At 57.9% G+C, this 13,402-nt stretch carries 17 protein-coding genes; 6 read left to right on the top strand and 11 right to left on the bottom strand.

The window, feature by feature from the left end:
• Positions 1-70: 70 nt before the first annotated feature.
• The gene (locus ACZRMS_RS02480; RefSeq protein WP_019827444.1) at positions 71-250 is read right to left on the bottom strand and encodes a DUF1127 domain-containing protein; all 180 of its coding nucleotides are present in this window, start codon (positions 248-250) and stop codon (positions 71-73) included.
• 96 nt (positions 251-346) lie between these two features.
• Here ACZRMS_RS02480 and ACZRMS_RS02475 point away from each other — a divergent pair, with 96 nt between their 5' ends.
• A complete protein-coding gene (locus ACZRMS_RS02475; RefSeq protein ID WP_048358749.1) occupies positions 347-1,204 on the top strand; it encodes a LysR substrate-binding domain-containing protein in 858 nt (285 codons plus the stop codon).
• Here ACZRMS_RS02475 and ACZRMS_RS02470 read toward each other — a convergent pair.
• The 3 genes from ACZRMS_RS02470 to earP all read right to left on the bottom strand — a co-directional run bounded on the left by ACZRMS_RS02470 (position 1,194) and on the right by earP (position 3,837).
• Positions 1,194-1,946, bottom strand: a complete 753-nt coding sequence (locus tag ACZRMS_RS02470; protein WP_463993976.1) for a sulfite exporter TauE/SafE family protein — start codon at positions 1,944-1,946, stop codon at positions 1,194-1,196. The genes ACZRMS_RS02475 and ACZRMS_RS02470 overlap by 11 nt on opposite strands.
• A 135-nt stretch (positions 1,947-2,081) precedes the next feature.
• Entirely contained in the window at positions 2,082-2,654 is a 573-nt protein-coding gene (locus ACZRMS_RS02465; RefSeq protein ID WP_016780001.1) for an elongation factor P, read from the bottom strand.
• 49 nt (positions 2,655-2,703) lie between these two features.
• Positions 2,704-3,837 (bottom strand): elongation factor P maturation arginine rhamnosyltransferase EarP, encoded by a 1,134-nt coding sequence (gene earP, locus ACZRMS_RS02460; protein WP_463993975.1) that lies wholly within the window; start codon positions 3,835-3,837, stop codon positions 2,704-2,706.
• A 124-nt stretch (positions 3,838-3,961) separates the two neighbouring features.
• Here earP and ACZRMS_RS02455 point away from each other — a divergent pair, with 124 nt between their 5' ends.
• The gene (locus ACZRMS_RS02455) at positions 3,962-4,444 is read left to right on the top strand and encodes a GreA/GreB family elongation factor (RefSeq protein ID WP_463993974.1); all 483 of its coding nucleotides are present in this window, start codon (positions 3,962-3,964) and stop codon (positions 4,442-4,444) included.
• Between the two features lie 30 nt (positions 4,445-4,474).
• Here the strand turns inward: ACZRMS_RS02455 and ACZRMS_RS02450 are convergent, their stop codons facing one another.
• Complete coding sequence (locus ACZRMS_RS02450; RefSeq protein WP_016779998.1) at positions 4,475-4,729, bottom strand: hypothetical protein; 255 nt, start codon at positions 4,727-4,729, stop codon at positions 4,475-4,477.
• Positions 4,730-4,907: 178 nt separating this feature from the next.
• Here ACZRMS_RS02450 and ACZRMS_RS02445 point away from each other — a divergent pair, with 178 nt between their 5' ends.
• From ACZRMS_RS02445 to ACZRMS_RS02435, 3 genes are all read left to right on the top strand, one after another.
• Positions 4,908-5,225: an ElaB/YgaM/YqjD family protein gene (locus ACZRMS_RS02445; protein WP_463993973.1), complete on the top strand. Its 318-nt coding sequence runs from the start codon at positions 4,908-4,910 to the stop codon at positions 5,223-5,225.
• Between the two features lie 147 nt (positions 5,226-5,372).
• Positions 5,373-6,575, top strand: a complete 1,203-nt coding sequence (locus ACZRMS_RS02440; protein WP_463993972.1) for an MFS transporter — start codon at positions 5,373-5,375, stop codon at positions 6,573-6,575.
• Positions 6,576-6,681: 106 nt separating this feature from the next.
• Complete coding sequence (locus tag ACZRMS_RS02435; RefSeq protein ID WP_016779995.1) at positions 6,682-6,978, top strand: DUF6388 family protein; 297 nt, start codon at positions 6,682-6,684, stop codon at positions 6,976-6,978.
• A gap of 58 nt (positions 6,979-7,036) precedes the next feature.
• Here the strand turns inward: ACZRMS_RS02435 and ACZRMS_RS02430 are convergent, their stop codons facing one another.
• On the bottom strand, positions 7,037-7,555 hold the full coding sequence (locus ACZRMS_RS02430; RefSeq protein ID WP_463993971.1) for a DUF4142 domain-containing protein: 519 nt from the start codon (positions 7,553-7,555) through the stop codon (positions 7,037-7,039).
• A 234-nt stretch (positions 7,556-7,789) separates the two neighbouring features.
• Here ACZRMS_RS02430 and ACZRMS_RS02425 point away from each other — a divergent pair, with 234 nt between their 5' ends.
• Positions 7,790-8,125 (top strand): hypothetical protein, encoded by a 336-nt coding sequence (locus ACZRMS_RS02425; RefSeq protein WP_463993970.1) that lies wholly within the window; start codon positions 7,790-7,792, stop codon positions 8,123-8,125.
• 195 nt (positions 8,126-8,320) lie between these two features.
• Here ACZRMS_RS02425 and ACZRMS_RS02420 read toward each other — a convergent pair whose 3' ends face one another.
• The 5 genes from ACZRMS_RS02420 to ACZRMS_RS02400 form a co-directional block, all read right to left on the bottom strand.
• Positions 8,321-8,842 carry a hypothetical protein gene (locus ACZRMS_RS02420; RefSeq protein ID WP_463993969.1) on the bottom strand — a complete coding sequence of 174 codons (522 nt, stop codon included), beginning with the start codon at positions 8,840-8,842 and terminating at the stop codon, positions 8,321-8,323.
• 177 nt (positions 8,843-9,019) lie between these two features.
• Complete coding sequence (locus tag ACZRMS_RS02415; RefSeq protein ID WP_463993968.1) at positions 9,020-9,838, bottom strand: helix-turn-helix transcriptional regulator; 819 nt, start codon at positions 9,836-9,838, stop codon at positions 9,020-9,022.
• A complete protein-coding gene (locus ACZRMS_RS02410) occupies positions 9,835-11,160 on the bottom strand; it encodes an MFS transporter (protein WP_463993967.1) in 1,326 nt (441 codons plus the stop codon). Before ACZRMS_RS02410 ends, ACZRMS_RS02415 begins: the two co-directional genes overlap by 4 nt.
• Positions 11,161-11,200: 40 nt before the next feature.
• Positions 11,201-11,383, bottom strand: coding sequence for a DUF2783 domain-containing protein (locus ACZRMS_RS02405; protein WP_463993966.1), 183 nt, complete (start codon positions 11,381-11,383; stop codon positions 11,201-11,203).
• Entirely contained in the window at positions 11,380-13,092 is a 1,713-nt protein-coding gene (locus ACZRMS_RS02400) for an FAD-dependent monooxygenase (protein ID WP_463993965.1), read from the bottom strand. The genes ACZRMS_RS02405 and ACZRMS_RS02400 overlap by 4 nt, the downstream gene beginning before the upstream one ends.
• Positions 13,093-13,402 lie beyond the last annotated feature (310 nt).

Here is a 13,402-nt window from a genome sequence, read left to right as displayed (position 1 = left end):
CCTCAGACAAAGCGGGTTGATGCCATCGCGAGCAAGCCCGCTCCCACAGGTCGGTTGAGGTGAGCCCGTCTCACTTGTTGAACGGATCGTCCCAAAAAGCCCGATGGCTTTCGATCTCGATATCCGCCCTGCTCAGCCCAAGATCCTTGAGCGCCGCATCACTGATCTGCCTCAGATTCGCCCTTTCCCGCGACAGTTGATACCAGCGGGATATACGGGCAAACCACATCACACTTTTTCGACCTTTCATCACTTGAGCCCTCCTGGGGTATGGCTCAAGTCTCGGCCCGGGCTTAAGATCAATCCAACGAATGTTTCTTATGCGATACATCTGTGAGATTGATCAATGGCCGAATTCCCCAGTATCGACACTGACCTGCTGCGCACCTTTGCCGCGATCGCCGATCATGGTGGTTTCACCCGTGCCGCCGAAGTGGTCAATCGCACCCAGTCAGCGGTCAGCATGCAGATGAAGCGGCTGGAAGAAGACGTGCTGCAATGTGCGCTGTTCCAGCGCGAGGGGCGCAATGTCAGCCTTACCCCCGAGGGGCACGTACTGCTCGGCTACGCACGACGCATCCTCAAGCTGCACAGTGAGGTGTTCAACACACTGCGCCAGCCGCAGATGGTGGGCACGGTCAAAATCGGTTCGCCTGATGATTACGTCATGCGCTTTTTGCCCGGCGTACTGTCTCGCTTTGCCCAGGACTACCCGCTGATCAGCGTGGAGGTGCATTGCGAGCCGTCGTCGCAATTGCTGCAGCGCAACGATCTGGACCTGACCATCGTGACCCGCAAACCTGGCACCGAGATGGGCCAGATCCTGCGCCAGGAGCGCTTCGTGTGGATGGTGGCCCAAGGGTACTCGCCCCACGAACAAACGCCCTTGCCCTTGGCGATGTTCAATACCGACTGCTTTTGCCGAACCTGGGCGTGCAATGCACTGGACATCCAGCAGCGCGAATACCGGGTCGCCTATACCAGCGCCAGCCTGGCCGCCATCAATGCCGTGGTGAGCACCGGGCTGGCGGTGACCGCCCAGCTGCAAAGCCTGCTCACACCCGACTTGAGGATTATTGGCGAGGCGGAAAACCTGCCACAGCTGCCCTCCGCCAGTATTGTGCTACTACGCAAACCCAACAGCGGGTCTTCGCCCATCATTGAGTGTTTTGCCGAGTACATCGTTGAGGGCTTTAAGCCTTGATCGCCAACAAGGCTGCGCACAGCAGCAAAAAGGCGCAATACAAACCGCGCAACAGGCGCTCGGGCGCCGCATAAGCAAGCTTTACCCCCCAACTGACACTCAGCAGACCACCAAACGCCATCGCCAGCCCCATCACCCAGTTGACTTCGCCATGCAGGGCATAGGTCAACAGAGTGACGCTGGTGCTGGGTGCCGCCAGTGCCAGCGACAAGCCTTGGGCCATTATCTGGGTAGTCCCGAACACACTCGTCAGCACCGGCACTGCGACCACCGCTCCGCCCACGCCAAACAACCCACCCGTGGTACCGGCAAGCACACCCAGCAGGCCAAACCAGGGCCAGCCAAAGCGAGAACCGGTCGCCGGCTGACCGGGCGAGCCGTACAGCTTGAACAGGTTGTAGAGGGTGATAGTCAGCAAAAAGCCAATAAAGCCCCAACGTATAAAGCGCGCATCCACCCCCACGGCCAGCGTTGCTCCCAGCCACGCGAAGCAAAAACTCATCAACACCAGCGGTAATGCCTGACGCAAATCGATCTTGTTGCGCTGGTTATAGCGATACAACGCGAGATACACGTTAGGCACGGACATCACCAGAGCGGTACCCTGCGCCATTTGCTGATCAAGGCCGAACCAGAGCCCCAGCACCGGGATCGCGATCAAGGCGCCACCTATCCCGAACAACCCGCCCAACGCCCCCAGCACGACGCCCAACGCCCCATACATTGCAAAATCGATCAGCATTGCGGCCCCTCTTAGTGAACGCCCATGCTAACCAGTCGCCTGCGCGGGGCAAAGCGCTAAACCGGGGCTTTTTGCCAGGCAAAAAAAAGCCCGACCATGAAGTCGGGCTTTTTCATCGCGCGGTTGACGCCAGGTTTAAACCTTGGCGCGGCCCTTGTAGGAGCCACCGTCACGGGTATCGATTTCGATCCAGTCGCCGATTTCAACGAAATCTGCAACGCTCAGCTCGGTACCGTTTTTCAGTTTTGCAGGCTTCATCACCTTGCCCGAAGTGTCACCGCGAGCGGAACCTTCGGTGTAGTCAACCTGACGCACGATAGTGGTCGGCAGCTCTACGGAAACCAGGCGGTCTTCGAAGAAGATGGCTTCGCAAACGTCGGTCATGCCTTCTTCAACGAATGGCAGAACGGCTTCGATGTCTTCAGCGTTCAGCTCGTACATGGTGTAGTCAGTGGTGTCCATGAACGTGTAGGTGTCGCCGCTGATGAAGGACAGGGTCGCTTCTTTGCGATCCAGGATCACGTCTTCGAGCTTGTCGTCAGCGCTGTATACGATTTCAGTCTTGTAGCCAGTCAGCAGGTTTTTCAGCTTGGTCTTCATGATTGCGCTGTTACGACCGGACTTGGTGAATTCAGCTTTCTGAACCAACCAAGGGTCGTTTTCGAGCTTGATGACTGTACCGGGTTTAAGCTCTTTACCAGTTTTCATTGCGAGTATCCGAATTTGGATTGAGATTTACAAAAATCTAGGCCGCGTATCATATCCAATTTCTATAAAACAGTACTAGCGCTTGCGCAAGATCGGCCTGCAATGACTGTTCCAGACACCATCGCTCGGCGTGTGCCGTGATCTCGGGCCAGTGCTCAAGCAGTAAATTCCAGCTTTGCGCCATGTCGGTGCCGCCATTCCAGGCGTGCCACAACCCGGTAAAGGCCTGTGCGGCGGCTGGCGAAAGGTCTTTGACATACAAGGCGAGGAACGCATTGAGCTTGACCCAGTGCGCGTCTTCTTCCTGCTCATAGATATGCCAAAGCAGCGGCCGCCCCGCCCATTGCGCCCGCACAAACGAGTCTTCACCGCGCACCGCATTGAAATCACAGCTCCACAACAGGTGGTCGTAGTCCTGTTGCCTGACGAACGGCAGAGCCTGAACCGTCAGGACCCCACGCTGCTCAGCAACCCCCGGCGCCAGATGATCCACGCCGAGCCAGCGCAGCAGATCACCCATTATCCGCCCCTGGGGCACCAGCAGGTGGGTCGGCACGCCGCCAGCCGCCATGGCATCCAGCCAGCTGGCCAGCCCGGTGTTTTCATAGGCAAACAGTGAGATCAGCCGCGCATTGCTGGCCGGAAAAACACCCAGCCCCTGCAAAAATGCCTGCCTGGCCCCGGGGTCCTGCTCAAAGGCACGACGGCGCTGCAACAGGTCAGCTTCACGCAGCAGCCCCCCTGTCCCCGAATCAAACCCCGGAAAGAAGAACATCCGCTTCAGGCCGTCGGGCCGCATGGAAGGCAAGCCGTGGCAACCACTGACCCAGTCTTCGGCACTCAAGTACTCGAGATTGATCCACAGCGCCGGCGTTTCCCGCAGCTTCATCGCCTCTAAATAACCTTCAGGCAATTTGCAGGCGAAGGCCTCCACCACCACATCGGCGACATCCACCGGCTGCCACGGCTCAGGCCACCGGCACACCTCGACCCCCTGCTGCCATTGCCGCGCAGCACCCGCATCCGCCTCGGGGCACAGCGGCACAAACGCCTGCAGATCATCGACCCAAAGGCGAACGCGCTGCTGGTGCTCGGCCGCCAGTTGCCGGGCCAGACGCCAGGTCACACCAATGTCGCCGTAGTTATCGACCACACTGCAAAAAATATCCCAGGAGGCTTTCATTCCGGGCTCCCATATTCAAAGGGTGGATTGTCCGCATAATTCAACGCGCAAAGAAGGCTTGAGGCGGATTAATCTGCGGGGCACTCGTGCGACAATCGCGGCTCGCCTCTTTCAAGCCAGACCCATGATCAAGACCGCCGTGCACCTGCTGCTGCTGGAAAAACTCGAAATAGATCTCGATGTGCTCCAGCGCGCAGCGCAAACCGCCTATGAAGCTGCAACCCACGCGGAAAACATTGCCGAGAACAAGTACGACACCCTGGGTCTTGAAGCGTCGTATCTGGCGACAGGCCAGGCCCGCCGGGTAGAGGAGATCCGCCAGGCGCTCAAAAATTGCCAGGCCATGACCCTCGCACCGTTCAGCGCGGCGCAGGGCATTCAGGTCGGGGCATTGGTCCGTCTGGAGGCCGAAAACGGCAGCGGGCAGTGGCTGTTCCTCGCCCCCGACGCGGCCGGGCTCAAGGTCAATCACGACGGGCACACAGTGACCGTCATCACCCCGCGCTCACCGCTGGGTGCAGCATTGCTGGGCAAGCAGCTCGATGACGAGGTGCAGATCAACGTGGGCGGGGCTGTGCAAATGTTTACCGTCTGCGAGATGCACTGAACGACCCGTGGGAGCGGTTTTGCGCAAAGCTTACTTGGCAGCAGCCATCATGCGGTTCACTTCACTGCGTACCATGTTGGCGTATTCCGGAGGCGACATCGCGTCCAGTTCCGAGCGCACCCATTCAGCCCATTTGCCCTTGCGCTTGGCGCGCTCACCGAACAAACGAGCCGCATCCCCTTTGGCCTTGCCCAGATTGCTCTGCCAAAGGTCATACAAACGGGACTTTTCATCTTCAAGCGCAGCACGCTCGGCGAGAGGCTTGTTGGCGAGGTTGAAGCTCATGAGAATTTCCTGCGGCGTAAATTTAGGTGACATCTTACACCCTAGAAAGCAGTGTCTTAGCCTGGTTTTTGACTACTCTGTCAGCTCACGACAACACTTGGCCCAAAACAGATGCAACTTTTTAGCATTGGGTTGACTCCATTACTCATCACCCTTTTTACCTGCAAGGAGTACCGCAATGGCTCGAAAAACTGCCGTACAAGCTGAAGATCAAATCAAGGATCAAGCGTTCAGCGAGCTGCAAGATCTGATTGCCGAATCTGAAAAGCTGCTCAAGGACAGCGCGTCCCTGATCGGCGAAGAGGGCGAAACCCTGCGTGCACAGGTAAGCCTCAAGCTCAAGCAAGCGCTGGACTCGGTCAGTAACGTACGCGAGCGTACCAAGCCTGTGGTGGACGCCACCGAGAGCTATATCGGTGGCCATCCGTGGCAAACCGTGGCCATCTCGGCCGGCTTCGGGCTGGTAGTGGGCCTGCTGCTGGGCCGTCGCAACTAAGTCACGCAAAACAGCTTCAAGCAAAGCCCCAGGCTGTCAGAGCCCGGGGCTTTGTTGTTTATAAATTAAAATCATCGACATATTCAGTGACATTCACCCACAGCGTTCTGATACTTCGCCGCTCTTTCCATGCCGACGAGATGGTCAATGTCCGCCTCTATAACGACTACCAAACCCTTAAGTACCGCCCTGATCCTGCTGATGGCCACCGCTACCGGCCTGGCTGTCGCGAGCAACTATTACGCACAGCCCCTGCTGCACACCATCGCCCAGGAACTGGGTTTGAGCATGAGCAGCGCCGGCACCGTGGTGATCACTGCACAACTGAGCTACGGCGCCGGCCTGTTGTTACTGGTGCCGCTGGGCGACCTGTTCGAGCAACGCCGCCTGATCGTTACCATGACGGTGCTCAGCGCCCTGGGCCTGCTGTTAAGCGCGTTCGCGCCTTCGCTCACATGGCTGTTGATCGGCACCGCGATGACTGGGCTGTTTTCAGTATCGGCACAAGTCCTGGTACCCATGGCTGCCAGCCTGACCGACCCGCAAAGTCGCGGACGGGTGGTGGGCACACTCATGAGCGGCCTGCTGCTGGGGATATTGTTGGCGCGCACTGTAGCCGGAGCGCTGTCGTCTGCCGGTGACTGGCGAACCATCTACCTGGTAGCTGCTGCATTGATGCTGATCAGCTCCATTGCCCTTTATTGCGCCCTGCCCAACCATCACCAGAGCGCCGGTCTGAGCTACCCGAAGTTGTTGGGTTCGGTGTTCAAGCTGTTTGTCGAAGAACCTGTATTGCGCCTGCGCTCGCTGTTGGGGCTGCTGACCTTTTCGCTGTTTGCCTTGTTCTGGACGCCGCTGGCCTTCCTGCTGGCCGTGCCGCCTTACAGCTTTTCAGACGCCGTGATCGGCCTGTTCGGTCTGGCGGGCGCAGTCGGCGCCGTGGCAGCAAACTGGGCCGGGCGCATGGCCGACCGCGGCAAAGGTCAACTGGCCACTACCGTCGGTCTGCTGGCCCTTCTGGCGTGCTGGCTGCCCATGGCCTTTGCCGGCCACTCATTGGTCGCCTTGCTGATCGGCGTACTGGTGCTCGATTTTGCCGTGCAACTGGTACACGTCAGCAACCAGAACGCGGTATTCAAAGTCCGCCCCGCTGCTCGCAACCGTCTGAACGCCGGTTACATCACCTGTTATTTCATTGGCGGCGCGCTGGGCTCGCTGGTGGGCGCACAGACCTATCCGGTATATGGCTGGGATGGCATCGTGGTGGTTGGCTCGGTGGTAGCAACGCTGGCACTGGCCGTGTGGGGCTACAGCCTGCAGCGCGAAAGCAAGCTGCAGCCTGTCGGCTAACCGCCTATGTGACGCTTTTCATCGTATGGCGAACTCGCTAGCATGCGAGAAAACGCCCTGACGACAGTCTGCCCGCGCAGACCGTCCTAACGATCCGAGACGCCATATGATCCCTAAAGAATCCCGTAACGAATTGGCCCTGGATACTTTTATCAAGGCGCACCCTGAACTGATCGAAGAAATGAAAGAGCTGAGCGCCGAGGACCGCCAGCAACAGATTTTGTGGGCTTTTGAAGATGAAGCCGAAAGCCGCGGCCTGGAAGCCTGGGAGCTGGCACTGGAACTGATCGCCCGCTCGCCCGAGGAACTCAAGAGCATGCGCCTTGAAGTACATCAGGAAGTCGCCGAAGCGCTGGACATGAGCTGGGAAGAGTACTGCGGCTTCAACGAAATCGCCGTCTGAACCCGTCCACTCACAAGCGACGCCCGCTCATTGACCGGGCGTCGCTTGCATTCAGGCATCAGGACTTGTGATGCGCATCTACCAGCTTTTGGGCCATCACCAGATGCATCTCCAGTTTGGGCAAATACTTGTCGGCAAACGCCTGCAACTGGGGTGAGTCAGGGCTGCTCACCTGCTGTTTGAACAGCTCGATGGCCTCCTCACGGGTTTTAACCTGATTGGCCGCATACGCCGCATCAAATGAATCCCCCTCCTGCACTTCAAGCATCAGCTTTTTGGCCTTGTCGAGTATCTGCTCGTCGGTGGAAACCTGCAGATCCAGCTTGCCGGCAATGTCCTTCAAATCCCGGTTGGCGTTGGTGTAGTCCTTGATCACCTCCACGGCATAGCTTTCTATGTCCGTCGAAGAGGTTTTACTGATCGCCATACGACTGGTTTCAATCTCCGCAATCCCTGCTGCGTGCGCCTCATCAACAAAGTCTGCCGGACTGGCTGCGACTGCTGTGGCCGCCACGATCAGGGAGCAGACCAAGGCACAGCCTGCCACGAAGCGTTTAGGGCCAATCAGGGTTTTCATAATGTCCTCCAGAAAAAGGCAGGTTTATTCCCTGCACAGAATCTGAAGGCCCATGGCCGCAAAGGTTTAGACGAAGCCGGTTTTTCTGACGGGTGGTAGCTTCAGATACGCTGCCCGAGCCAGGATTCATTGGAAGCAACCCTGAGAACTGCACAACCTATGGCCTTGCCGTCCTTTCAGCGAACCGTGAGCCATACTGTCCGGGAACACTTCCAGCCAAACAGGTGAAACCTTATGGACATCTTCAGGGACATGCTCAACAACTGGGAATCCAGGTCTCAGGAATCAAGTGAGCGGGTTGAATACACCCTGGCGTTGCACAAGCATGACCTGGTCAAAATCAAGGCTTTCGCACAAGCCTACGGGCTGGATGAGGCCACTATCACCCAAGGCCTGATCCACAGTGCACTCAAGCAAGCAGAACAGGCCATGCCATACGTGAAGGGTTCTGAGGTCATCAGGGTAGAAGAAGGTGAAAACATTTATGCCGACGCCGGCAGGACACCTGCATTCATTGAAGCAGAACAAGCTATCTCCAGGGCTCTGGATGTGAAAAGCCAGCCATCCTGAACCAGGCCTCGCAAGAGACTTGCGAACGGTGCGAAGCGCTTTTATCACCTTGAAACGGGTTGGCCCGACCTGAGCAGCCTGGCAAACCACGTGGATGCCAACACAGGCAAACCCGCCCCCACAGATTGGTGACAGCAGGCCCCTTCGAGCCGGATCCCGGCTACTTGCGCCACGCCCGGATGCAGGCACCGGGGGTCAACGCACCGTAAACGGCAACTTATCCAGCGTACAACCGTTGCCCTTGAGCGCTGACGGCTCGACCATTCGCAGAGGCGCTCCGGTGTCCTCGTCAAAAACCTTGACCTGGCATGAGTCGAAAGTCTCGGGGTTTTCAATAATCCCGCCCTTGATCACATAGCGCGCACCCGGAGCGAACTCACTGACGAATTCGACCTTGCAGGTACGACCGGCATTCGCCGCGCCATCCACCACCAAATGGATTGGCTTTGCTGCTTCTACAGGGATAAACCCTTCTGGCCGGGATGTTTTGTCCCGCACGGCGAACAATTGCCGACCCGGTTTCACCGCCACTGTTCTGCCGTACTTGCAACCCACCACCGGCGCCTCGGTCAGGGTCAGGTAATTGCGATAATTGCTCAACGCGTCCATTTCACTGCGGATCAACGCCTGGGGCGCGCCGGGAGGGGGCGCATAGTGCTGGACCTGTGCGCAGCCTGCTGTCAGTACTAACAGCACGCCGAGTGGGAGCCATTTCATGATCGTCTAAATCCATTTGAGTTCGAATTGGAGCACTCAACGGGACGACAGACGTATTGGGCGTTCCAGCCTGAGATCTATCGTCCTTGATGATTGCCAAGGCCCGATAGTAACGCAGCTCACGCCTGAACGTGTGCCAGCGCCGCTGGCCAGTAGTGCGAGCGCCGCAATCACTTCTCAGGACCAACGCCCTCTCACTACTAGCCCCAGCAATTCACGATGCCCGCTGACCCCTGTTTTTCGATAAAGCCGCTTGATGTAGGTCGCGGCACTTGAACGCTGGATGCCCATCAGGGGGGCAATCTCATCGGCTCCCAGCCCACTGAGCAAGTGCCTGAGCAACTCACGATCCCGACGAGTCAGTTCAGGATAAAGTTGCTCGACGCGCTGGCTCAGCAAGGACGGCATCTGATTGGCTTCGATATAAGCGCGGTAGTGCAACCTCGCGACCTGAATCAGCAAGGGCGCAACCGACTCGATAAATTCTATTTCACGCTGATTGAAGTTGCGGTGCTCACGACCTCGATAAAAGTTGATCGACAGCCAGCCGCCGCCCTCCTCCTGATGGTTGAGCAAAGCCATGCGCTGGGAAATTTTCGGTTGCTCGTAACAGATTCGGCGGTAGTCACGATGAGTGATGTCTTCGACCGACTGAATCTGAGCCAGAATTCGCGTACCACCGTACTTGGCCCTGTGACTGAGCATTGCCTGGCGATTGCCATCCAGGCTGTGAAAACGCTCGACGTAATCCTGGGAAATACGCGATATCTGCACCAGCCTGGACTGATCGGAGCACGATAACACCTGCGGCTCCTGGCCTTCGGGATAAGCGAAAACGGTACATTGAGCCAGCGGCATCACACCTCTTACCAACGTCAATAACTCTGCCGCCAGCCAGGTTCGGCAATCCTCGCCAACACGAGCCAGCAGATGGGCGATTTGCCCCGTCGTCAGCGGTATCTGGTGGTAAACGGTAGTGAGCGGCCAGTGGTTCATTCAGGGACCAGTTCGCGCGATGACGGTTGGCTTTCGTGGGGTAGCGTGCGCACCAGTATGGCAGCCATCAATAGCAACAGCGCCGCGTACAGGCAACCGGCCGTATAAGTGTGGGTCAGGTCTTTGAGCCAGCCTACTACCAGAGGGTTAAGGGCCGACCCTAGATTTCCCACAGCGTTGATCAGTGCGATGCCCACAGCCCGGGCCTGGAAGCTCAACGAACGATCTGGCAGGGTCCAGAAGATCGACATGGCTGTATAGGAACCTGTTGCCGCCATGCAGACCCCGGCCAGTTGCACGATCGGCTCACTGGACAGAGCCGTGCAGAACCAGCCCGCAGCAGCCATCAGCATTGGCAACGCCAGGTGCCAGCGACGCTCCTGGGTCAGATCGGAGTGTCGGCCCCAGAGGATCATGCCCACAATGGTGCATATTTGCGGAATTGCCGACAAGAAGCCAACCAGCGTATTGCTCTGACCTGCGCTGAAGCTCTTGACGATCAACGGTGTCCATACCGCGATCATCGCCAACGTATTCACCAGGCAAAAGTACACCAGACAGAACCGGACTACCGCTGGCGACAACAGCTCTCGCCCTATATGAGCGTGAGGGGACGGTGCCTGGCGGTCCCGCAGCATCAACTCGGCCAGCTGCACTTTATCCTGATCACTCAGCCAGCGTGCCTGGCGCGGGTGATCGTCCAGATAACCGAACACCACCAGTCCAAGTACAACGCTGGGCATTCCTTCGAGCAGAAACAGCCATTGCCAGCCAGCCAGGCCCCATTGACCGTCAAGCCCCAAAATGGCTCCGGACAAGACCGAACCAAAACCCGCAGTAAACGGCATGGCGATCATGAACAGCGCATTGGCTCGAGCCCGGTACGCCGCAGGAAACCAGAACGTCATGTACAACAGCACACCCGGCAGGAATCCAGCCTCAGTGATACCGACCAATGCACGCAACCAATACAGGCTGGTCGCATCATGCGCCAACAGGGTTGCGGTCGACGCCAGCCCCCAGGCGATCATCATGCAGCCGATCCAGCGGCGGGCACCAAGCTTCGCCAGAACCATGTTGCTGGGAATGCCGCACGCGATGTACGCCAGGTAGAAAATTGTCGTTGCCATGCCGAACTGGGTACTGCTCAAACCCAGGTCGTCCATCATCGTCAGCCCGGCAAAGCCAATATTGATGCGGTCCAGAAATGAAAAAACGAAGCAGATGAAGAGAAACCACAGCAGGCGTTTCGAGACTTTGGCAATGACAGGCGCGTGAGCGCCCGCCTCCGCGCCAAGGGGCGCAGCAGGACGGGATGGCATAGGGTGATCCTGTTTTTGTAATTATTGGATGACGCAAGGTTTACAGGTCCTGCACAGCGCACTCGATCAGTGACTCGAAGTGCTCGACATTGTTCAGTACCTCGGCCGCCAGCAGCGCCAGCTTGACCAGAAACAACTCACTGTCGCTGCCTGTACGATCAATCGCCTCTGCGAGCCGATCATAAACGCGCTCGAGGTCTGTCACGCTTATCGACTGACTCATGATTGCCCCCTCCCGTTGTGGCCAAGGGCCTGATTGAATCCATGGCGCAAACGCTCGGCATCCAGATGGAGCCAGCGAGCACAAACGTGTTGGTCCGGGCGTGCCAGATAGGCGGCGCCTGCGCGCTGCACGCCATAACGCGCGCTGAACAGGCCGTCCGGATCGGCCAGGGTCAGGTCAGCGTGTTGCACCTGGCCACTCCCGTTCATGGCAATCGCAATCACTTGTATCGGTAGCCCGTGACGCCGCAAGGCCTGGACCTGGGCATGGACGCCGGCATCGAGTTGCGCCGCATCAGTGAAACAAATCAAATGAAACGCGGGCGCCAGTTCGTCAAACAAGTAATGCTGCTCGGCCAGACGAACATTAAGCAAAGGCGCACCATTACGCGGCCCATCGGTGAACAGCAAGTTGTCGTCATTCACTGCATTGAGTCGCGAGTCTGCATAATCGTGAGCCCTTGAAGTGCGCCAATGATACAGCGGGCGCACGAACTCACGGGTCAACGACAGTGATAGCACCGCATCGCGTAACAGTCGATAGCCGCGACTGGGTGGCGCCATGAATCGCGTGCTCTTGCCTGCCTCTTCAATAATTTCCCTGGCAGCCTTGACCCGCTCGTCGCTGTAAGAAGCCAGAAGTCCGTCCCCGGCCAGGCCCTTGATATGCAGTGCCAGCTTCCAGCCCAGGTCGTGGCAATCCTGGAACCCGGTATTGGCACCACGCACGCCAAAAATCGGTAACAGATGCGCCGCATCTCCGGCGAAAATCACCCGGTCATTTATATACTGCGCCAGGGTCAACGCCCGGGCCGAATACACAGAGCTCCAATCCAGCTCCCATTCCGGGTTCTCAACGTTGAGCATCGCCAGTTGAGCATTGATGCGCTCATTCAAGGAGTCAGGGTGCAGCGCCTGCTCGGGCGTTTCGTCCGCGGGCAACTGGTAATCGATGCGCCAGATATCACCGGGCTCACGGTGCATCAAAACAGTGTTGCCAGGGTTCCAGGAGGGATCGAAAAACGCCAGGCGTTCGGTCGGCAGATCGAGCTTGATACGGATGTCGGCAATAACGAACCGCCCTTCGTAGGACGCACCTTCAAGCTTGAGCCCCAGCATCGAACGTAGCCCGGAGCGGGCGCCATCAGCAGCCACCACCCAATCTGCATCCAGGGTGTAGGTATCTCCCGGTGTATCGACTTGCAATACCGCGCGGTCGACGCCTTGCTCGATCCCAATGACCTTGTTGCCCCAACGCAAATCAATCAGGGGCTGGGCCTGGACGGCCTCCACCAGATGCTGCTCGAGGTACTGTTGTTGCAAGTTGGTCATCGGTGCAAAACGGTCGTGCTCGTCAACCGGTGCTTCCATGCGAAAAACTCGTTGGCCGCGGTAGAACGAATTGCCGCAACGCCAGGGTAGGCCTTGCTCGGCCACCACCCCGGACACTCCCACTTGCTGGAAAATCTCCATGGAGCGGCGGGTAAACACGATCGCGCGGCTGCCTTCACATACTTGCTGCTGAGCCGACAGAACGGTGCTTCTGACACCGTAGCGTGCCAGTTCGAGCGCGAGCGTCAGGCCTATGGGGCCGGCACCCACAATAACAACGGGCGAACGCTTCACGACGCCCGGAGATGGCATGAAGGCGGGGTAAACCTGATAGGGGAAATACAGGGACTGATGGGGTACGACTTGCGGTTGATGCATGGTCCGGTGGCTCCCGGTTTATTGTTATCGGGGAACAGGTTTTGTCCGCGACCACTCTAAATCCAAGGACTGAGGCTGATGTCCCCTGGAGAGGACATCTTGTTGGAGCGTTAGCGCTGGTTTAAAACAGCTGATTCCCGACCACATATCTCCATTCATGCCTTACAGGTATCGCACTACCCCCAAACGATATCTGCACGCCCCTGAACTGCAAAAGCACTCACAGCCCCATATTGTTCCCATATCGCCCTTTTCCAGACGCCAGAAACCACAAACCCCCGACTTTCTCTAGGAAAATCAGGGGTTTGTG

Source organism: Pseudomonas sp. B424 (genome assembly GCF_055408345.1).
The sequence above is the reverse complement of the archived record's forward strand: the minus strand, read 5'-3'. Positions and strand labels throughout refer to the sequence as shown.